This is a genomic window from Streptomyces sp. NPDC040622, assembly GCF_055593965.1.
In genome coordinates this window covers 398,197-418,906 of record NZ_JBVIXD010000005.1, presented here as the reverse complement: position 1 = coordinate 418,906, position 20,710 = coordinate 398,197, and the positions used below count along the sequence as shown (strand labels likewise).

Sequence of the window (20,710 nt, the reverse complement as noted above, 5' to 3'; positions counted from 1 at the left end):
GGGGCCGTTACGGTCGGCCGGGCGGGCCCCGGGGCGGGCCGTGGTCCGGGCCGGGGTCCGGGCCGGGGTCAGGAGAAGTCCTTCACGTTCTTCGCCGTGACGACCTTCACCGGGACCTTCACCATCTCCTGGACCTTCTTGTCCTGCGAGGCCCGCACCGCGTTGCGCACCGCGATCCTGCCGAGCTCCTTGGGCTGCTGCGCCACCGACGCGTACAGCGTGCCCGACTCGACCGCCTTGAGGCCGTCCGGGGTGCCGTCGAAGCCGACCACGGGGACGCTCTTGCCGGCCTTGCCGCCGAGCGCCTTGACCGCGCCGAGCGCCATCTCGTCGTTCTCGGCGAAGACGCCGTTCACGCCCTTGTTGGACTGCAGCAGGTTCGTCATGACGTCCAGGCCCTTGGTGCGGTCGAAGTCCGCGGGCTGCTTGGCGACGACGTCGATGTCCGGGTACGCCTTGATGCCCTCGGCGAAGCCCTGCCCGCGCTCGCGGCTCGCGGAGGTGCCGGGCGTGCCCTGCAGGACGACGACCTTGCCCTTGCCGCCCAGCTTCTCGGCCAGCGCCTTCGCCGCCAGCTTGCCGCCGGCGACGTTGTCGGAGGCGACGAGCGTCGCGGTCTTCGCCTTGTTCACCCCTCGGTCCGCGGCGACCACCGGGATGTCCTGCTGGTTGGCGCCGCGCACGGCGGGGCCCGCCGCGTCGGAGTCCACCGGGTTCACGATGATGGACTGCACGCCCTCGCCGGTGAAGTTCTGCAGTTGGTTGGTCTGCTGGGACGCGTCGTTCTGCGCGTCCGTGACCGTCAGGTCGATGCCGGACTTCCTGGCCTCGGCCTGCGCGCCCTCCTTCATCTGGACGAAGAAGGGGTTGTTCAGGGTCGAGAGCGACATGCCGATCTTCGGATTCGTGCCGGAGGAGCCCGAGTTGAAGAAGGACACCGCGCCGACCACGGCCGCCACGACCACGGCGGCGAGCGCGTACCTGACCGCCTGCGGACCCTTGCCCCCGGCCCCCGCCGTTCCCGACGAGGCCCCGGGCGTCGCCCCGGCCCGCCGCCGCAGTGTGTCCAGGAGGACGGCGAGCGCGATGACGACGCCGATGACGACCTGCTGCCAGAAGGCGGACACGGACAGGAGGTTGAGGCCGTTGCGCAGCACCGCGAGGATCAGCGCGCCGATCAGCGTGCCGGACGCCTTGCCGACACCGCCGGCCAGGCTCGCGCCGCCGATGACGACCGCGGCGATCGCGTCCAGCTCGTACCCCTGGGCGGCCTGCGGCTGCGCGGAGACGAGGCGGGAGGCGAGGACGACGCCCGCGACGGCCGCGAAGAGTCCGGAGAGCGCGTAGATGACGATCTTCTGGCGCTTGACCCGCAGCCCGGACAGGCGCGCGGCCTCTTCGTTGCCGCCGATCGCGTACATGGAGCGGCCGATGAACGTACGTCCGAGGACGAGCGCCGTGACGAGACCCATCGCGACCATCACGATCACCGGAACCGGCAGCCAGCCGCCGATGGTGTCACCCAGGTGCGAGACCGAGTCGGGGAACGCGATCGGGCTGCCCTGCGAGATCACCAGGGAGAGGCCGCGGGCCACCGACAGCATCGCGAGCGTCGCGATGAACGGCGGGAGCTTGCCGTACGAGACGAGCAGGCCGTTGACGAACCCGCAGGCTATGCCGGTCGCGACGGCGAGCACGATCGCCAGCCAGACCGGCAGGCCCTGCGAAGTCGCCGTCCAGGCGAGGACGGTGGCCGACAGCGCGGCCACCGAGCCGACCGACAGGTCGATGCCCGCCGAGACGATCACGAACGTGACGCCGAACGCGAGGATCGCGGTGACCGCGGCCTGCACGCCCACGTTGAGGAGGTTCTGGGTGGTGAGGAAGTCGCCGGAGAGCAGCGACATCGCCACGACCAGGACGATCAGGGCGCTGAGCGCGCCGTTGTCGAGCAGGACACGGCGGAGCGTCGGTGCGCCACCCGCGTCGCGCTTCAGGGTTTCAGTGGCCACGGGAGCCCTCCGCTGTCTCGTCTTCCACTTGCTGTACTGCTGTGTCGCCGACGGCCTCGCCGTCTGTGTCGCCGGCCGTGCCGTCGGCCGTATCGTCGGCTGTGTTGCTGACCGCGAGGGCCATCACCGCGTCCTGGGTGGCTTCGTCCGCCGTCAGCTCGCCGGCGATCCGGCCCTGCGCCATGACCAGGACCCGGTCGCTCATGCCGAGCACCTCGGGCAGATCGCTGGAGATCATCAGGACCGCGTGCCCGGAGGCCGTGAGTTCGTTGATCAGCTGGTAGATCTCGACCTTCGCGCCCACGTCGATGCCGCGCGTCGGCTCGTCGAGGATCAGCACCTTGATGTCGGCGAGCAGCCACTTGCCGATGACGACCTTCTGCTGGTTGCCGCCGGACAGGGTGCGCACGTGCTGACCGAGCCCGGCCATCCGCACGCCCAGCTGCTCCGCGATCCGCGCGGCCGCCCGCTGCTGCCCCTTGAGGTCCACGAGCCCGGCCCGGGTCGCCGAACGCAGCGTCACCAGCCCCAGGTTCTCCCGCACGGACGCGTCCAGGACCAGCCCCTGCCCCTTGCGGTCCTCGGGCACCAGGCCGATGCCCGCGCCCATCGCCGCGTTCACGTCGTGCCGCGGCAGCCGTTCGCCGTGCACGTCGACGGTGCCCGCGTCGTAGGGATCGGCGCCGAAGACGGCGCGCGCCACCTCGGTGCGCCCCGCGCCGACCAGGCCCGCGAGGCCGACGACCTCGCCGGCCCGCACCTCGAAGCCGACGTCGTGGAAGACGCCGTCGCGGGTGAGGCCCGCCACGCGGAGCAACGGCGGTCCCGTGTCCGGGCGTTCGCGTGGATACTGCTGCTCGATGCTGCGTCCCACCATCAGGCGGACCAGCTCGTCCTGCGGGGTCGAGGCGGGCACCTGGTCGACGCTGCGGCCGTCGCGCAGGACGGTGACGCGGTCGCCGAGTGCCGCGATCTCCTCCAGGTGGTGGGTGATGAAGACGATGCCGACGCCGTCCGCGCGCAGCGTGCGCACGATCCCGAAGAGCTTGTCGACCTCCTCGGAGGTGAGCACGGCGGTCGGCTCGTCCATGATGAGCACACGCGCGTCCAGGCTCAGCGCCTTGGCGATCTCGACCATCTGCAGCCGGGCGATGCCCAGTTCGCGGACCTTGGCGCGCGGCGACACCCGGACGCCGACCCGCCGCAGCAGCGCCTCGGCGTCGGCCTCCATCTTCTTCCGGTCGACCAGGCCGAAGCGGCGCGGCTGACGGCCCAGGAAGATGTTCTCGGCGACGGTGAGGTCGGGGACGAGGTTGAACTCCTGGTAGATGGTGGCGATGCCGAGCCGCTCCGCGTCCTGCGCGCCGTGGATGCGGACCTCGCGGCCCTCGGCGAGGATCCGTCCGCTGTCGGGGCGGTAGGCGCCGGAGAGCATCTTGATGAGGGTGCTCTTGCCCGCGCCGTTCTCGCCGAGCAGGACGTGCACCTCACCTCGGCGCAGGTCGAAGTCGACGGAGTCGAGCGCGACGACGCCGGGGAACGTCTTGCGTATTCCCTCGATGCGCAGCAACTCGTCCTGGTTGCTCACGGGTTGCTCCTTCGTACGGAGGTGTCCTCGCCGCAGGAACGCCGGACGACGAGACGGGCGGGCAGGGTCACGGACCGCGGGCTTCTGCCCTCGATCCGGTCGATCAGCGCGTGCACGGCGGCCCGGCCGAGGTCGGCGGTGGGCTGGGCGATCGCGGTGACCGGCGGGTCGGTGTGCACGAACCACGGGATGTCGTCGAAGGCCGCGAGCCCGATGTCGTGCGGGACGCGCAGGCCGTGCGCGCGGATCGCGTCGAGGGCGCCGAGCGCCATCAGGTTGTCGGCGGCGAAGACGACCTCGGGCGGCTCGGGCAGGGCGAGGAAGCGCTCGGTGGCGCGTCGCCCGCTGTCGGCCTGGAAGTCGCCCTGCCCGATGTACGCGTCGGGCAGCGCGATGCCGTACGCGTGCAGCGCGTCCCGGAAGGCCTCGACGCGCTCGCTGCCGGTGGTCGTGGCGGCCGGGCCCGCGATGATGGCGAGCCTTCGGTGGCCGAGCCCGTGCAGGTGCGCGACCAGGTCGCGCACCGCCCGCCGCCCGTCGGAGCGGACCACGGGCACGTCGACGCCGGGGATCCACCGGTCCACGAAGACCATCGGGGTGCCGGTCCGCACGGCGTCGAGCATCAGCGGGGAGCCGCCGTCGGTGGGGGAGACCAGGAGGCCGTCGATCCGCCGGTCGAGCAGGGTCCGTACGTGGTGGTCCTGGAGTTCGGGGCGCTCGTCGGCGTTGCCGATGATCACGCTGTAGCCGAGCGCGCGGGCGGCCTCCTCGACGGAGCGGGCCAGCTCGGTGAAGTACGGGTTGAGCACGTCGCTGATGACGAGGCCCAGGGTGCGGGTCTGGTCGGTGCGCAGGGAACGGGCGACGGCGTTGGGCCGGTAGCCGAGTGCCTCGACTGCGGCGAGGACGCGGGTGCGGGACGCGGGGCTGACGGAGGGGTGACTGTTCAGGACGCGCGACACGGTGGCAACGGACACGCCGGCCTCGGCCGCGACGTCCTTGATGCTCGCCGAGCTCGGGGTCATCGTCGGTCCACCTCCTTGTGGAATCGATTACACGAGGGATTGGAAACGATTACACGGGCCGTGACAAGAGGGGTCGGGCAACTGCGGGCCGAGTGAGATCCGATCGTGATGTTCTGCGGGGACGCTTCGGGGACGCGGCGCGGTGCGTGGCTTGGTGCGGTGCGGTGCGGTGCGGTGCCTGGCTTGGTGCGGTGCGTGGTGCATGGCTTCGTGCGCGGTCGGTGCGCGGTTGCTGAGCGTCGGTGAGGGGCGGTCGGGGCCGGGTGCGGTCGCGCGCGCTCGGTCGAAGGCGGCGGGAGGCGGCGTCGGGCGCCCGGACGGCCGCCGTAGGCTGGCGCACGGATCCACGACGGCGCGGGGCACCGGTACGGGTGACGGCGCGGGACACCGGGACGCATACGGACACGGGAGAGCGTGGGGGGCCATGCAGGAGAACGAGCTTCGTTACGCACTGCTGGGGCCGGTCAAGGTGCACGCGGCCGGCCGGGAGCCGATCCGGCTCGCGCCCCAGCAGCGCGCGATCCTGGCCATGCTGCTGGCCCGCGGCGGCCGGGTCGTCACCGCCGGCGAACTCGTCGAAGGCGTCTGGGGCGGCCCGGCGCCGGCCCGCGCCCTGTCCACCCTGCGGACCCAGATCGGCCAGCTGCGGCGCAGGCTGGAGCCCGGCCGCCCGTCCCGCGCGCCCGCGGCGGTCCTGCTCTCCGCGCCCGGCGGTTACCGGCTGCGGGTCGCCGACGGCGCCTGCGACCTGGACCTCTTCCACCAGTACGTCACGGACGCCGAGCGTGCGGTCCGTGCCGACGACCCGTGGGGCGCGCGCCGCCTGCTCGGCGCGGGCCTCGACCTGTGGCGGGGCGAGCCCCTCGCCGGTGTGCCCGGACCGCACGCCGACCTGCTGCGCGCCGCGCTCACCGAACGGCGGCTCACCGCCCTGGAGACCAGGGTCCGCCTCGACCTGGAACTGGGCGCGCAGGCCGAGAGCATCCCCGAGCTGACCCTTCTCGTCGCCGAGCACCCGCTGCGCGAGGCGCTGCGGGCCCACCTGATGCTCGCCCTCTACCGCGGCGGCCGTCAGAGCGAGGCGCTCGCCGCGTACGCCGACGTGCGCCGCGTGCTCGACGAGGAGCTCGGCGTGGAGCCGGGGCCCGAACTGCGGGAGCTGCATGGGCGTGTCCTGCGGGCCGACCCGTCGCTGGGCGCCGCCTCGTACGGTCCGCTGCGCCAGGACCCGGTGCGGGCCACGGCCCCGACCGCCGCGGCCGGTACGCCCGATGGGCCCGGGCCCGCCGCGTACCGCGTCCCCACCCCGGCCCAACTGCCCGCGCCGCCCGCCGACTTCACCGGCCGCACCGAGGCGACCGACCGGCTCGTCGCCGCCCTGGGCACCGAGGCGCCGCAGGTCGTCGTCTCCGCGGTGGCCGGGCTCGGCGGGGTCGGCAAGACCGTGCTCGCCCTGCACGCCGGGCACCGGATCCGCGACGGCTACCCGGACGGGCAGCTGTACGTGGACCTGGGCGGCGCGTCGGCCGTGCCGGTCGAACCCACCGAGGTGCTCGCCCGGTTCCTGCGCGCCCTCGGCATCGGCTCCGTGCCGGACGGGCTCGACGAACGGGCCGCCCTCTACCGCTCCGTGCTCGCCGGGCGGCGTGTCCTCGTCCTCCTCGACAACGCGGCGAGCGCGCGGCAGGTCGCCCCGCTGCTGCCCGGCATGCCGGGCTGTGCGGTCCTCGTGACCAGCCGGGCCCGCCTCCCCCTGCCGACGGCCGAGTCCTTCGAACTCGACGTCTTCACCGAGGAAGAGGCCCTCGCGCTGCTCGCCGGGATCGTGGGCGAGGAACGGATCGCCGCCGAGCCCGGGGCCGCCGCCGCGCTGGTCGCCGCCTGCGGGCGCCTGCCCCTCGCGGTACGCATCGTGGGCGCCCGGCTCGGGCAGCGGCCGTCCTGGTCGATCGCCTCCCTCGCGGACCGGCTCGCCGACGAGCGGCGCAGGCTCGCCGAGCTCAAGGTCGGCAGCATGGCGGTCGAGGCGAGCTTCCGGCTCAGCTACGACCAGTTGCCACCGGCCCTGGCCAGGGCCTTCCGCCTGACCGCGCTCATCGAGGGCCCGGTGTTCCCGCTGCCGATGGCCGCGGCCGTACTCGACCGCTCCGAGCGGGAGACCGAGTCCCTGCTCGAGGAACTGGTCGACGCGGGCCTGCTGGAGGCCCCGGCCGCGGGCGGCTACCGCTACCACGACCTGCTGCGCCTGTTCGCACGGGCGCGGGCGGAGGAGGCGGGGGCCGGTGGTGACGGTGACGGCGGGGCTTTGGATGCCGGTGGGGAAGCGGGTGCCGGTGGGGAATTGGGTGCTGGTGGGGGATTGGGTGCCGGCGGGGCTGCGGGTGCCGACGGGGCTTCGGGCGCCGGGGGCGCGGGGGTCGGGCCTGAGGGTGGGATGTCCGGTGGTGGTGGCGGGGCGTCGCGTATCGGTTCGGGGGACTCGGGCGGCGAGGGTGCGGGGGTCGGGCCTGAGGGTGGGATGTCCGGTGGTGGGGCCGGGGCGGTCGGTGGTGGTGGCGGCGAGTGGGGTGGTGGGGCAGCGGCTTCGGGGCGTGGGGGTGCGGAGCCGGGCCGTGGTGGCGGGGGGCTGCGACCCGGTGGCGGTGGCGTAGACGCAGACGGTCCTGGTGAGGTCGAGCGGGCGTTCGGGCGGCTGGTCGACCACTGTGTGGCCGTGGTCCGAGGGGCCTATCGGCTCGCCCGGCCCGGCAGCACCACCCCCGACGAACTGAGGGCCACCCGCGCGGACGGCCTCGCCTTCGCGGATGCCGCCGCCGGTCAGGAGTGGGTGCGGCGCGAGCTCGACACCCTGCTCGCCGTGTTGCGCGAAGCCGTGGCCAGGCCCGGCGTGCCGATCGCGCCCGCCGTGGACCTGCTGCTCGCCCTCGACCCGTTCGGGGAGGCCGACTTCCTCTGGCCCCGGCTGAACGGCCCCGCCGCCGCGCTCGCCGAAGCGGCCGCCGCCAGTGGCGACACGGCCGCCGAGATCCGCGCCCGGTACATGCTGGGCGGCGGGCTCTGGCAGGTCGGCGACGAGGACCGGGGCCTCGCCGAGGTGAACCGGGCGCTGGAGCTCAGCCGGGCCACCGGCGACGAGGTGCTGCTCGGCCAACTCCTCAACGTCGCGGGCCTGGTGACCGACCAGGGACCCGAGGCCGGGCTCGCCCTCTTCCTGGAGAGCGCCGCCGTTCACGCCCGGCGCGGCAACCTCTGGGGCGAACTGGAGACGCAGGCCAACACCGCCTCGGTGCTGCGGGCCCTGGGGCGCGTGCCCGAGGCGCTGGACCGCCTCACCGCGGCGCTGGCCCGCGCGAGGCCGCTGGGCTGGACCGTCGTCCGCGTCTACTTGCAGGGCAGCCACGCCCGCACGCTGGCCCAGCTCGGCCGCCCCGCCGAAGCCGTGGCCAGTTACACCGAGGCCCTGACCGGGTGCCGCCTGACCGGGTCCGGGTACCTCGAACTGCTGGTGGAGCAGGGCCTCGCCGAGGCCGAGCAGGCGCTCGGACACACCGGCCCGGCCGCCGCCCACCTGGAGCGCAGCCTGGCCGCCGCCCAGCGGCTCGGCAGCGACCGGCTGCAGGCCGACGCGCTGCTCCAGCTGGGCCGCACCCTGGCCTCGGCCGGCCACACGGGGCGTGCCGAGGTGTGCCTGCGGACCGCGGGCGACCTGTTCGCACGCCTCGGGCTGCCGGTGCCCGGGGCGGACGCCTGACGCGGCAAAGCCCGGGCGCGGGTCACCCGAGCGTCTCCAGGCGCAGCGACTTGAGGCCGTTGATGAAGTGCGAGGCCAGGCGCCGGGGCGGTGCCGCGAGCCGCAGTTCCGGCAGGGCGCGGACCGATTCCTCGTAGAAGACGCGCAGTTGGAGCCGGGCGAAGTGGGCGCCCAGGCAGACGTGCGGCCCGTCGCCGAACGCCACGTGCGGATTGGGGGAGCGCGAGAGGTCCAGGCGGTGCGGGTCGGTGAAGACCCGCTCGTCCCGGTGGGCGGAGGCGTGGAAGACGACGACCTTGTCCCCGGCGGCGATGCGCGTCCCCGCGAGTTCCGTGTCGCGGGCCGCCGTCCGACGGAAGCTGAGCACCGGCGGGTGGGCGCGCAGCAGTTCGTCCACGGCGCCCGCGACGCCGACCGCGCCGGCGCGCAGCCGCGCGTACTCGCCGGGGCTTCCGGCGAGCGCGAGCAGGCCGCCGGGTGCCGCGCCGCGCACGGTGTCGTTGCCCGCGACGGTGAGGAGGAAGAAGAACATCTCCAGTTCGGGTCCGGTGAGTTCGGGGTCGGTGGCGAGGGCCGTCAGCACGTCGTCCGCGGGGGGTCCCGCGTGCCGGCGCTTGTGTGCGGCCAGCGTCTGCGCGTACGCGAACATGTCGCGCAGCATCGCGGGCGAGCGCGGATTCAGCGGCTCGCCGTCGGGTCCGAGTACGGGAGCGGCGGCCTCGTCCGGGTCCTGGTAGCCGATCACCCGCCGTGTCCAGTGCAGCAGGAGACCCCGGTCGGCCGGCGGGACGCCGAGCAGGTCGGCGAGGTTGAGCAGCGCGTAGTCGTCGGTGACGTCGGTGACGACGTCGAAGGTGCCGTCACCGGCGCGCCCTCGCGCCACGGCGTCCGCGAGGAGCGTACGGGCCCGCTCGCGCGCCCGCGCCTCGAAGCGCTCGATCCGGCGCGGCGTGAACGCGCGGCTGACCAGCCTGCGCAGCCGCCCGTGGTCGGCGGGACCCGCGCCGTCCGCCCCGGCCGGGTCCTGGTTGAGCATCATGCGCCGGATGAACGGCAGGTCGTCGGGGGCGGGATCGCGGATCTGGGTGGCGCCCAGGCAGGAGGAGTACGTCGACGCGTCCTTGAGGACGCGCACCACGTCCGCGTGCCGGGTGACCGCCCAGAAGCCGGGACCGGCGGGCCAGCCGAGGATCCCGGGCTCCTCCTGCCACGCCACGGGGTGGTGATCGCGCAGCACGCGGTAGCGGTCGTACGGGACGCCTTCGGCGTACAGGCGGGGGTCGAAGACGTCGGGCACGGGGACACCGGGCACGGGCGGTGTGCGCGGGGGCGCGTCGCGCAGGCTCACGCGGCGCCGCCCAGGGAGCCCCCGGCGAGCCCGCCCATGTCCGTGGCGTCGTCGCCGATCGCACAGTCGGCGCGCAGGAAGTCCTCCACCGTACGGATCAGTTCGAGGGGCACCTCGTCCATCGCGTAGTGCCCGGACCCCGGCAGCTCGGCGAGTTCGCCCTGGGGGTACCAGCGCAGCCACGTGCCGCGCATCAGGTCGGCGGAGAGCGCCGGGTCGAGCGCCCCGGTGACGGCGAGCGCGGCCACGGGCGAGCCGTCGACCTCGGTGTGGAAGTCCTCGCCCGCCCAGGAGTCCAGCCAGGCCCGGAAGGCCTTCGCGTCGCTGACCGCCAGCGAGCGGCGCACCATCCGGTCGAGCCAGGCCCTCGGCCGTACGCCGCCCGTGGTGATGTCGAGGATGGTGCGGCGGTTCTCCGGGGCGTGCGCGGCGGCGGCGAACAGTTCCCACTGGTCGGCGGGCAGCGGAAGCCCGGAGGCGGGCACCGGGGAGACGCCCACGAGGCGGCGCACCCGGTGCGGTGCCGCGGCCAGCACGCGCTGGGCGACCGCGGCCCCCATGGAGTGCCCGATCAGCGAGAACCGCTCCCAGCCGAGCCGGTCGGCGAGGTCGAGCACGTCGGCGCCGCCCTCACTGGTGGTGTACGAGCCGACGGCGTCCCTGGCCTCGCCGTACCCGCGCAGATCCACCAGCGCGTACTGGAACGCGTCGAGGTCGAGGTCCGCGAGCACCGGCCCGTACGCCGACCGGTCCGCGAACCAGCCGTGGACCGCGACCACCTTGTGCGGTCCCTCGCCGAGCAGGGTGTGGGGGAGCAGGAAAGGGCTCACGTCGACTCCGATCGCCGGCCGGGTCCGGGCCGCCGCCGTGCGGTGCGCGGCCCTGCTGTGCGAAACCGTGACCACGGTGTCCCCAACCACGGGCCCGCGCAAGGGCGCACGCCGGGCGCTCCGCGCCCGACCGGTGCGGATGAGGCGCGTCGGGACGGGGGTGAACTTGGCGGACGGCCTGCGGCCGGGTGCCGCGGGTGGTCAGAATGTGGCATGGCCATCCGACGCCTCAGCTACCGGCTCGGCCAGGAGCCGAACACCGGAATCCTCCGTCCGACCCCCGCGGACACCGACGTGTCCGAGCAGCAACGGCACGACATCACCGGCGAGTTGAGCGACGTCGTCGCGCGCGTCATGGGAGCGGGGACCGAGCTGAGCTACAGCCTGCTGCCGGACGGCGGCCGGCTCCTGTGCGCCGCCCTCCCGGGACAGCGCCTGGAGGCACTGCACCTGAGCGCCGACACCCCGGGTCCCGGGCCCGTGTGGCCCATCGACACCTGGCGCTCCACGGCCTGGGAACCGCCGACCGGCGAGGCGGGCGGGGCGGATGAGGCCGGTGAGAGGCTCGGCGCCGGATTCGTCGAGTCCGAACTTCCGGTGCCGGAGGCGCACTTCGACCGCGAGATCCTCGTCGAGTTCGCGCGGGCGCGCGCCGATCGCGTCGCGCCCTTCCTCGCCGATGTGCGCCGCCTCTTCGACGACCCCGCCGGGCGGCAGATCGTCCTGGTGGAGGAGGACTCCGAGGCCGTGGCCCGCTGGGTGGCGCTCGCCTGCGCCTCACTGCCCGAGGCGTACGTGCCCGCACTGACATTCACCACCTGGACCACCGACCCGTGCCGGGCCCCGCAGCAACTCATCGGCATCGGCCCCGACGCGGAGTTCGACCGCTCCGACGACGCGACGCTCGAGTATCTGTACCGCGTGCACGACAGCACGGGCGGTCCCGAGAGCCCGCCCGTGGAGCCCGACGCCTGGGCCAGACTGACCGCCGAACGCTGGCTCGCGGGCAATCCGCCGCGCCCCGCACCCGGCGGGACGGCCCGGCCGGAAGGCCCCTTCGCGCTCATCCCGCTGATCTCCGGAGGCGCCACGGAGAGAACCGGTACGGGCACGCTCTCCGGCGCCGAACTCGCGGGACTCGGCGGCGCGTCCCTGCGCGCCGTCATCGACGCCCTCACCACCACCGTGCGCAGGGGCGAGGCCGACGCCCGCACCCTCGACGAGCTCGACCGGCTCTGCCGCGGACTAGACGGCGACCACGCCCTCGCCGCCCGGCCCCTCGCCCTCGCCCTCGTCAAACACCGGCTCGACGCGTCCCGCGGCCGCGGCACCCTGCCCGACCTGGCCGCCTTCGAAGGGCTTCCGCTCGGCCAGGACGCCTGGCGGGAGCTGCGCGAGGAGTACGGCGGCCGCGCCGACGACGCCCTGCGCGCCCGGCTCCGCGACCCCATCGACACCTGGACGGAGCCACTGCGCCTCGCCCTCGCCGTCGGGGCCGACGACGGCCCCGGGCTCGCCGACGCCATGAACCGTCTCGCGGACGCCCTGCTCCACCCCGAGCGGGCCCGCGACTGCGCGCGGGCCACCCAGGTCCTGACCGAGCTCGACCAGGTCCCCTTCACCCGACGCGTACTGCGGCTGCTCATCGCCGAGTTCACCGAGCGCAAACTCGACCGGCTGCGGGACCTCGCCAACTCCCCCCAGGGCGACTGGCTGCGCCACCACATCGAGGACGCGCCCCTCACCGTCCGCCTGGCGGCCGCCGCCGCGCACTGGAGCGGCCCCCCGGACCGGCTGCGGGGCGCCCAACTCTTCCGGCGGCTCACCGAACTCCTCGGCACCCAGAAGGTCGAGGACGTCAGGACGCTGAGGCTGCTGTGGCGCATCGTGTGGCGCAACGACCCGCCGGACCGCGCCGAACAGTCGTGGGTGGCCCGCACCTGCACGCCCCGCCTCATCGTCGAGGCGGACCTCGGCCGCCGGGTCATGGGCTGGCTCAAGGAACCGGACCACTGCGACCTCGAACTCGTCGACTTCGCACGCAAGATGCGCGACGACGGCAAGCTGGGCGCCCAGGACCGCGACACCGCCGACCTCCTCGTCACCGCCCAGGACCTCGCCGACGGCAGGCTGCCGCTGAGCAGGGCCTCGGTGGGCCGCCTCAGGGAACTGAACCGCAAGGTGTCACCGCTCGGCCTCGCCCTGCGCAAGGGCGTCGACGAGCGGGTGGGCCGCGCCCTCGCCGGGGCCAACCCGCTCGACCTGTGCGAGGCGCACGGCCTGCAGATCCTCGTCGCCGCGGGCCCCGACCTGCTCGGCACCTACCGCGCCCAGGTCCTCGACGCGGGACGGTGCGACCGCATGGTCCACGAACTGCCGGGAAAACCCGCCGAGCTGGCCGCGTACTACCACATCTGGCGGCCCCGGAGACGGCACAACGTCACCGCGGAATGGCGCACCGTCGCCGCCGAACTGCTCGACCAGGCCCTCGCGCCCGTCCTCGCGCACCTCGACCACCACCACCTCGGACAGGTGGCCACCGTCCTGCAGCGCGAGGGACAGGACGTGCAGGAATGGACCGCTTGGCGCCACCGGGTCGCCGAGCGGGGGGCCCACTGACCGCCGCACACCACCGTCGTCAACCACCGGGACGCGGGCACGCCGACCGTGGCCGCCCGCCCCTCCCCACGAAAGGACCAGCGTGAGCGACACCAGCGAGACCGTCGTCGACAACTTCCCCGGCGGCAGTATGGCGAGCCGCCCCGTGCACTTCATCTGGATGCTCGACTGCTCGGGGTCCATGGGCGTGAACGGCAAGATCGGCGAGCTGAACTTCGCCATCCGCGAGGCCATCCCCGAAATGCAGCAGGCCGCCCAGTCCAACCCCGCCGCGTCCCTGCTGGTGCGCGCCATCACCTTCGCCAGCGGGGCGAGCTGGCACGTCAGCGACCCCACCCCGGTCGACCAGTTCTCCTGGGAGGACGTGCACATCTACGGCGGCACCGACATGGGCGCCGCGTTCAAGCTGGCGGCCGGCGCCCTGCAGACCCCGCCGATGCCGCAGCGCGCCCTGCCCCCGGTGCTCGCCCTCGCCTCCGACGGCCAGCCCACCGACGACTGGCGGGCCGGGCTTCGCGCCATCGACGGTACGCCGTGGGGCAAGCGCGCCGTCCGCGTCGCCGTCGCCATCGGCGACGACGCGGACAAGAGCATGCTCAAGGAGTTCCTCGGCAACCCCGAGCTGGAGCCCCTGCAGGCGAAGAACCCCCGCCAGCTCGCCGCCGCCATCCGCTGGATGTCCACCGCGGTCGTCAAGGACGCCTCCACCCCGAAGGTCGACGACGGCACGAAGCCCGCGACACCGATCGACGTGCCGTCGCTGACCAAGGGCGAAGACGACATCTGGTGACCGGACCGGAGACGACGACCAGATCCGGCCCCGCGGCGCCCACGCCGTGGGAGCTGCTCAGCGGCGCGGTCAAGGGAGTGGCGAAGAAGTACAGCCAGGACCGCAGCGTGGCCCTGTCCGTGGCCGGGGGCCGCGCGGTCGTCCTCGCCGTCGCCGACGGGCACGGCAGCGCCGCGCACTTCCGCAGCGACCTCGGGGCGCGCTGGGCGGTCGAGGAGTTCGCCGCGTACGCGCTGGCGTTCGCCGTCGAGGCCGCGCGCGTCGGCGACGACGCGGCGGGCTGGCCCGCGCTGCGCGAGGAGGCACGCCGCCTGCCCCAGCAGGTGGGCCACCGCTGGCACGAGCGCGCCCTGCTGCACGAGGCCAACTCGCCCGCCCACGGTGCGCGTTCCCTCGCCACAGCGCCCCGCACCGGCCCCCGCGAGCGCCCGGCGGCCCCGGACCTCGCCGCCTACGGCAGCACCCTCATCGGCGTCGTGCTGACCGAACACACGCTGTTCTGCTGGCAGTTGGGCGACGGCGACATCGTGCTCGTCGACGGCCGCGGCACCCCGCACACCCCGCTCTCCACCGGACCCGACATGGGCGACGAGACCGACTCGCTCTGCGAGCCCGAGCCCTGGCGCAAGATGCGGGCGCACTGGCAGCCCTTCACCGGCGGCGCGCCGCCGTGCGTGCTGCTCTCCACCGACGGGCTCTCCAAGAGCTTCGCCGACCACCAGGGCTTCCTGGACTTCGCCACCGGCCTCGGCGACCGCGCCGCCGACCAGGGGGTGGCGGCCGTACAGGCCCAGCTTCCCGACTGGCTGGCGCGGGCCGCCAAGTTCTCCGGGGACGACACGACCCTCGTGGGCGCCATAGCGGTGCCCCCACCGAGCAGCGACGAACGTTAGGGCAGAGAGGAACAGAATGGTGAACGGCATGCTCGCCGCCGGAAAGACCCTGGTGGCCGAGTCGGGGGAGAAGCTCAAGGTCGCCGAGCTCTTCGGCTCCGGCGGCCAGGGCGAGGTCTACCGCGTCCAGACACCGACCGGGGACCGCGCGGTCAAGTGGTACTACCCCCAGCTCGCGGACGCCCGCCAGCGGGAGATCCTCGAAGGCCTGATCGCCAAGGGGTGGGACGACCCCCGCTTCCTGTGGCCCCGCTCCATCGTGATGGACCCGCAGGGCAAGCAGCCCGGCTTCGGCTACCTCATGGACGTGCGGCCCGCACGCTTCTGCGACCTGCCCGCGCTCTTCCGCCGCGACCCGTCGGTGGCCTCCGCGACGATGCGCACCCTGGTGACCGTGGCGCTGCACACCGTGGAGGCCTACCGCGCCCTGCACTCCCGGGGCATCGCCTACCGCGACATCAACTGGGGCAACATCTTCTTCGACCCGGTCACCGGCGACGTCCTGGTCTGCGACAACGACAACGCGGTCGTGGAGGGCGCCGAGGCCGCCGTCGCGGGCACCATGGACTTCATGGCGCCCGAGCTGGTCCGCGGCGACAAGGGCAAGGAGCCCGGCACCCAGAGCGACCTGCACTCCCTGGCCGTACTGCTCTTCCTGCTCCTGATGAACGACCACCCGTTCAACGGCGCCCAGGCCCTCAGCATCCGCTGCATGGACGAGGCCGCCAAGCGCAGGCTGTACGGCACCGACCCGGTGTTCGTCTACGACCCCACGGACACCCGCAACCGCCCGGTGCCCGGCGAACAGCCCACCGTCGAGGCGACCTGGGGCGCGCTGCCGCAGATCCTGCGCGACCTGTTCGTCCGCACGTTCACGGACGGCCTGCGCAATCCCGCGCTCAGGGTGCGCGAGTCGCAGTGGCGCGACGCGCTGAGCCAGGTGCTCGACGCCATCACCCAGTGCGGCAAGTGCGGCAAGCAGAACCTGACCCAGCCCGACGGCGCGCCCCCCAACTGCTGGAAGTGCCGCACCCTCCTGACCCTGCCGCCCCGCCTCGAACTGGTCACCGGCACCGGCACGCTCCGCACCCGGCGCGGCATCCGGCTCGCCCCGAGCGCCCGCGTCTACGCCCACCACCTGCGCGACGACCCCGACCGCCACGACTTCACCGCCGTGGTCGGCGAAGTCACCGAACACCCGCAGCAGCGCGGCAGGTTCGGGCTCACCAACCGCACCACGACCGTGTGGACGGCACGCAAGGACGACGGGACCGTGCGCGACGTGGACCCGGGCAAGACGATCGCACTGCGGTCGGGGCTGCTGATCGAGTTCGGCGGCGGGACGGAGGCCGTGGTCAAGGAGTAGCCACAGGGCCGCGGTGGGGGCGCGCGGATGCCGATTGACGCGACGGGTGGCCTGTGCGAGCCTCCCGGTGATCCATCGCAGGGGAGTCCGCCGGGAGGGCGCCATGTCCAGCACGGCAGCGCCACCGGGGGTGCTCTCCGCCCGCTACCGGGCCTGCACGCTCGCACTGAGCAGCACCTTCGTCCTGGTCGCGTTCGCCGGACTCGCGCTGAGCACGGTGATGCCGATCGCCGTCCAAGACCTCGACGGGCTCGACCTGTACGCCCTCGCGTTCGGCGGATTCCTCACCACCGGCGTCATCGGCACCGTACTGGCGGGCGGCTGGGCCGACCGGCGCGGCCCCGCGCCCGCCCTCTGCGCGGGGCTGCTCTGCTTCTCGGGCGGCGCCCTGCTGTCCGGGGCGGCGGCCACCACGGCCGTCTTCCTGCTGGGCCGTTACGTCCAGGGGCTCGGGGGCGGCGCGGTGACCGTGGCGCTCTATGTGGTCGTCGGCCGCGCCTACCCCGCCGTGCTGCGGCCGCGCATGTTCTCGCTGATCACCGCGTGCTGGATCCTGCCGTCCATGGTGGGCCCGCCGGTCGCGGGAGCCGTCGCCGAACGCTTCTCGTGGCACTGGGTGTTCCACGGGATCGCCGCCCTCGGCGTGCTCGCCCTCGTCCTGCTCGCCCGCCCGCTGTCACGGCTGCGGCCCGGCGGCGGGGAGGAGGACACCGAGGGGGGTGAGGGCGAGGGGAGTGCCGGTCCCGCGGCCGGGCTGCGGCTCGTGCCCGCGCTCGCGGTGGCGCTCGGCGCGGGTCTCCTGCAGTACGCGGGCACCCCGTCGGCCCCCTTCCGGCTGCCGGCGGCGGCCCTCGGGCTTGTCCTCCTGGCCGCCCGGCTGCGGACGCTGTTGCCCCCGGGCACCCTGCGCGCACGGCGCGGCATCCCGGCGCTGGTGCTGCTGCGCGGCGTCGCGGCGGGCGCGTACTTCACCGTCGAGACCTACATCCCGCTGATGCTCGTCAACGAACGCCGGTGGTCGCCGGGGACGGCGGGCATGTCGCTCACCGGGGCGGCGCTCACCTGGTTCGCCGCCTCCTGGCTGCAGGGCCGCCCGCGACTGCGGTGGCCGCGCGAGCGGGTCGTCCTCGCCGGCGCGCTGATCCACGGCGCGGGTGCGGCCCTGACGCTGAGCGGCACCCTGCGCGCCATGCCCGCGGTGACCGTCGCCGCCGGCCTGGTGGTGGCCGGCTTCGGGATGGGGCTGCTGCTCCCGGGCGTCGGGGTCCTCACCCTCGAACACTCGCCGACCGACGAACAGGGCCGCAACTCCGCCTCGTTGCAGCTGTCCGACAGCCTGGCCAGCGTGCTGCTCGTCGTCCTGTGCGGCGCCCTGTTCAACCTGGCGCACGTACGCGCCGGGGAGGACACCGCGGCCTTCGCCGCCGTGTTCGCCACCGCCTTCGCGGTGGCCGCCGCGGCAGGTCCGATAGCCCGCAGGATCGCGCTGCCGCAGACGGAGGAGAAGAAGAACCTCGCGCCTCTGTGAGCGGCTCCGAGGCCTCGGGTGACTTGGGTGTCTCAGGCGCCTCGGGTGCCTCGGGCGCCTCAGACAGTCACACCGGCGAACTTGTCCGGATCGCCGTACCCGTGATCGCGGGTCCAACTCCCCAGCTCGATGTGGGCGTTGAAGGGCTCACCGTCGTCCCGCGTCATCTCCGGCCGGGGGTGGTCGAGATGCAGCAGCGCGTCGTCGTAACGGCGGAACGGCGCGGCGGCGCCGAGCCGGGCGACCACGTCGTCGTCCTCGCCGCCCCAGCCCTCGTACCGCTCGTCGAAGCCGCCCACCGCGTGGAAGACGTCGGTGCGCAGCCAGACGCAGCCGCCGGGCGGCTCCCGCAGCAGCAGGCCGCGCAGCACCGACGGGGGCACGTCGGCGGCGCCCGCGTCGTTGCGCAGCCCGACGGCGCACAGCGTGGACGGCGCGTCGAGCGAGAGCGACCAGCGGAACGGCAGATGGGAGCCGTGCCCGTCGTCGCGAAGGCGTGCCGTGTTGCGGGCGACGAAGTGCCGGTCGACGAGGATGTCGGCGTCCAGGACGCACACGTACGCGGCCTCGCCCCCCGCGTCCCGCGTCGCCTCGACCACGCCGACGTTGACCGCCCACGCCTTGTTGAACAGGCCGTCCTTGCGGGCGAAGACATACCGGTCCGCGACGCCCGCCAGGGCCTCGCGGGTGCGGGGCTCGCTGTCGGTCTCCACCACCGTGACCCGGTGGCCGGGCCCGCCCTCCTGGTCGGCCAGGGCGCGCAGGCAGGCGAGCAGGTTGCGGGTCCGTGTCCCGCCCGCCCGGTCCCGGAAGGGGATCACCACCTGGACGCCCGCGGCGTCGGTCCGCGACCGGGCGACGGGTGCCGCGGACGGGGTGGGCGGCGCCGGGGTGTAGTCGGCGCCGAGGTGGTAGTCGATCCAGATGTGCCGGTCGGCCTCCGTCACCGCGGTCGCCAACGCCGCCCGCCGCACGGGGTGTTCGCCGAGAGACGCGGACAGTTCCGCGCGCAGGGCGAGCTGCGCCCCGGCGTGGGTGGGGTCGGTGAGGACCTTCTCGTACGCGGCCCCGGCGGCCCCGGCGGCCCGGGCCGTACCGGTGTCCCCGGCGACGAAGGCGGCGAGCGCGGCGTCGACCGTGCGGTAGTGGTGCTCGCTCTTGGCCCAGTAGTCGGCGGCGATGGCGGGCACGGCCGGGTCGTGGGCCAGCACGGCGTAGGCGGTGAGGCGTTCGGCGAGCCGGTCGATGGCGTCGGGTTCGGTGGACTCGGTCGGTGTCGGCACAGGTCTGCTCCTGTCGGCGGCGGTCGGTGAGGTCGTACTCCGTCGTCCGCTGTTCGCGGACACCATGGTGCGGGGCGCCGATGAGGCTGGTCGGGAGCATCGGAACCGAAGGGGCGGATCCGTTTGCCGAATCCCCCCAGTGCCGCTGTTCCAGGATGTCGCCGAATTCGCTGTGACCCTAGGAACGGGTTTACCGGGCTGTCAATGGACGGGAAGGAACGGCCCGCTGCCGGAACTTCTCGTAAAGAGAGCCGAGCTCTTTTCCTTGGGGATTCCGGGCGTGCGAGTGACCCGGGTGACGGACTGCCGGACTCCGTGTGGAGCGGCGGGCCGTCACCCGGGGATTCCCGTGGTCCGCTCAGTGGCGTCGGTCGAGCGAGCCGCGGCCACGCGTCCGTGAGGCCCCGTTCATCCGCTCCTCGACGACTCCGTTCGCACGCCGCCCCGCCGCCTTCACCGGAGAGCCGGTGAGCACCTCGGTGAGGAGCGTCTTGAGCGGGTTCGGCTCGGCCTCCACCAGCGGCCAGCGCGGGTCGACCGGAGTGGTGTGCCCGTTCGCGGCGGCCTGCGCCTGGACCTTGACGACCGGGCTGGCGATGTCCTGCACCAGCGAGAGCCGGTTGGGCAGCATGCCGTTGGTCTCCGCGATGAGCTTCTGGGCCGTGGGGCCGCTGATCCGGGACACCCAGTCCGTCGCGAGTTCCGGCTGCTCGCTGCGGGCCGACACCGCGACGTTCGAACCGCCGAGGAAGACACTGCCCGGCCGGTCCTTCGAGAGGCCCGGCACCGGGAACATGCCCAGCTTCCCCTTGAGCTCCGGATTGATCCGCTCGGCGTCGGCCAGCTCCCAGGGCAGCCCGACCAACTGCCCGACCTGCCCCTTCGCCAGCTCCTCGTACTGCAGCGGGTGCGCCTCGTCCTGGTCCTTCGGGGCCTGCGAGAGCGACTGGAGCGTGCGGTAGTACTTCAGCGCCGACGCGGCGCCGGAGCCGGTGAGCCCGCCGTGCCAGCGCCCGCCGTCGTACGTGGCGAGCCGGCCGCCCCGGTCGTGCAGCAGGCCGGAGAGCACGTACCAGTTCTGGCCCGGCAGGTAGAGCGGCTGGAAGCCGGGATCGCGCCGCTGCGACCGGTCGAGGGCCCGCGTGGTGCGCAGCCACTCCCGCTGGTCACGGGGCACCTTGAGCTTGGCCTTCGCGAACAGGTCCTTGCGGTAGATCACGACGCGGGACGCGGCGTACAGCGGCACCCCGTACTGCCGCTCCTGCCAGCTGCCCGACTCGCGCAGCGACGGGATCCACTCCTTGGAGCCCAGCTCGTCGGCGCGCGCGCTGAGGTCCTCGAGCAGGTCCGCGGAGGCGAGCGAGGGCGTCGTGGTGGTGCCGGCCTCCACCACGTCGGGCGTCTCGTCGGAGGCGAGCGCGGTTTCGAGACGCTCCTGGATGCCGACCCAGCTCTGCAGCTCGACGTCCACCTCGACACCGGGGTGCGCGGCCTCGAACTCGTCGACGAGCCGGTCCACCACGGGGGCCGGCACCGAGCCCCACATCAGCCACACCCGCAGGCGCTGGGGTGCCTCGTCCGCCGGTGCGGCCGACGCGTTCGGGGCGAGGAGGGTCAGCAGCACGGAGGCCGCGAGCGCTCCCACGTATCGGACACGTCTGGTACGTCTGGTACGTC

The 20,710-nt window shown here is 73.9% G+C and carries 13 protein-coding genes; 6 read left to right on the top strand and 7 right to left on the bottom strand.

Features of this window, described 5'->3' with window-relative positions; translation table 11 throughout:
• Positions 1–68: 68 nt before the first annotated feature.
• From ACZ592_RS16570 to ACZ592_RS16560, 3 genes are read right to left on the bottom strand one after another with little or no spacing between them, the layout of a single operon-like run.
• A complete protein-coding gene (locus tag ACZ592_RS16570) occupies positions 69–2,012 on the bottom strand; it encodes an ABC transporter permease/substrate-binding protein (protein WP_471582248.1) in 1,944 nt (647 codons plus the stop codon).
• Positions 2,002–3,600, bottom strand: a complete 1,599-nt coding sequence (locus ACZ592_RS16565) for a sugar ABC transporter ATP-binding protein (protein ID WP_471582247.1) — start codon at positions 3,598–3,600, stop codon at positions 2,002–2,004. Before ACZ592_RS16565 ends, ACZ592_RS16570 begins: the two co-directional genes overlap by 11 nt.
• Positions 3,597–4,625, bottom strand: coding sequence for a LacI family DNA-binding transcriptional regulator (locus ACZ592_RS16560; protein ID WP_471582246.1), 1,029 nt, complete (start codon positions 4,623–4,625; stop codon positions 3,597–3,599). Before ACZ592_RS16560 ends, ACZ592_RS16565 begins: the two co-directional genes overlap by 4 nt.
• A gap of 424 nt (positions 4,626–5,049) precedes the next feature.
• On the opposite strand from ACZ592_RS16560, the gene ACZ592_RS16555 reads away from it, so the two are divergent.
• Entirely contained in the window at positions 5,050–8,376 is a 3,327-nt protein-coding gene (locus tag ACZ592_RS16555; RefSeq protein WP_471582245.1) for an AfsR/SARP family transcriptional regulator, read from the top strand.
• Positions 8,377–8,398: 22 nt separating this feature from the next.
• On the opposite strand, the gene ACZ592_RS16550 is transcribed toward ACZ592_RS16555, so the two are convergent.
• Both ACZ592_RS16550 and ACZ592_RS16545 read right to left on the bottom strand, forming a co-directional pair.
• Positions 8,399–9,724, bottom strand: a complete 1,326-nt coding sequence (locus tag ACZ592_RS16550; protein WP_471582244.1) for a cytochrome P450 — start codon at positions 9,722–9,724, stop codon at positions 8,399–8,401.
• Entirely contained in the window at positions 9,721–10,554 is an 834-nt protein-coding gene (locus tag ACZ592_RS16545) for an alpha/beta fold hydrolase (protein WP_471582243.1), read from the bottom strand. Before ACZ592_RS16545 ends, ACZ592_RS16550 begins: the two co-directional genes overlap by 4 nt.
• Positions 10,555–10,767: 213 nt before the next feature.
• On the opposite strand from ACZ592_RS16545, the gene ACZ592_RS16540 reads away from it, so the two are divergent.
• From ACZ592_RS16540 to ACZ592_RS16520, 5 genes are all read left to right on the top strand, one after another.
• A complete protein-coding gene (locus ACZ592_RS16540) occupies positions 10,768–13,173 on the top strand; it encodes a GTPase-associated protein 1-related protein (RefSeq protein ID WP_471582242.1) in 2,406 nt (801 codons plus the stop codon).
• Positions 13,174–13,303: 130 nt separating this feature from the next.
• On the top strand, positions 13,304–13,963 hold the full coding sequence (locus tag ACZ592_RS16535) for a vWA domain-containing protein (protein WP_471582467.1): 660 nt from the start codon (positions 13,304–13,306) through the stop codon (positions 13,961–13,963).
• Positions 13,960–14,856 (top strand): protein phosphatase 2C domain-containing protein, encoded by an 897-nt coding sequence (locus ACZ592_RS16530; protein WP_471582241.1) that lies wholly within the window; start codon positions 13,960–13,962, stop codon positions 14,854–14,856. Before ACZ592_RS16535 ends, ACZ592_RS16530 begins: the two co-directional genes overlap by 4 nt.
• A gap of 16 nt (positions 14,857–14,872) precedes the next feature.
• On the top strand, positions 14,873–16,222 hold the full coding sequence (locus tag ACZ592_RS16525; RefSeq protein WP_471582240.1) for a protein kinase domain-containing protein: 1,350 nt from the start codon (positions 14,873–14,875) through the stop codon (positions 16,220–16,222).
• A gap of 103 nt (positions 16,223–16,325) precedes the next feature.
• Positions 16,326–17,750 carry an MFS transporter gene (locus tag ACZ592_RS16520; protein WP_471582239.1) on the top strand — a complete coding sequence of 475 codons (1,425 nt, stop codon included), beginning with the start codon at positions 16,326–16,328 and terminating at the stop codon, positions 17,748–17,750.
• Between the two features lie 59 nt (positions 17,751–17,809).
• Here the strand turns inward: ACZ592_RS16520 and ACZ592_RS16515 are convergent, their stop codons facing one another.
• Positions 17,810–19,033 carry a glycosyltransferase family 2 protein gene (locus ACZ592_RS16515; protein ID WP_471582238.1) on the bottom strand — a complete coding sequence of 408 codons (1,224 nt, stop codon included), beginning with the start codon at positions 19,031–19,033 and terminating at the stop codon, positions 17,810–17,812.
• A 358-nt stretch (positions 19,034–19,391) separates the two neighbouring features.
• Positions 19,392–20,678: an extracellular solute-binding protein gene (locus ACZ592_RS16510; protein ID WP_471582237.1), complete on the bottom strand. Its 1,287-nt coding sequence runs from the start codon at positions 20,676–20,678 to the stop codon at positions 19,392–19,394.
• Positions 20,679–20,710: the final 32 nt, after the last annotated feature.

Excerpts from the sequence above, each read along its gene's own strand:
- ACZ592_RS16555 (WP_471582245.1), top strand. The coding sequence starts at position 5,050 with ATGCAGGAGAACGAGCTTCGTTACGCACTGCTGGGGCCGGTCAAGGTG.
- ACZ592_RS16525 (WP_471582240.1), top strand. The coding sequence starts at position 14,873 with ATGGTGAACGGCATGCTCGCCGCCGGAAAGACCCTGGTGGCCGAGTCG.
- ACZ592_RS16540 (WP_471582242.1), top strand. The coding sequence starts at position 10,768 with ATGGCCATCCGACGCCTCAGCTACCGGCTCGGCCAGGAGCCGAACACC.
- ACZ592_RS16535 (WP_471582467.1), top strand. The coding sequence starts at position 13,304 with ATGGCGAGCCGCCCCGTGCACTTCATCTGGATGCTCGACTGCTCGGGG.
- ACZ592_RS16560 (WP_471582246.1), bottom strand. The coding sequence starts at position 4,625 with ATGACCCCGAGCTCGGCGAGCATCAAGGACGTCGCGGCCGAGGCCGGC.
- ACZ592_RS16520 (WP_471582239.1), top strand. The coding sequence starts at position 16,326 with ATGTCCAGCACGGCAGCGCCACCGGGGGTGCTCTCCGCCCGCTACCGG.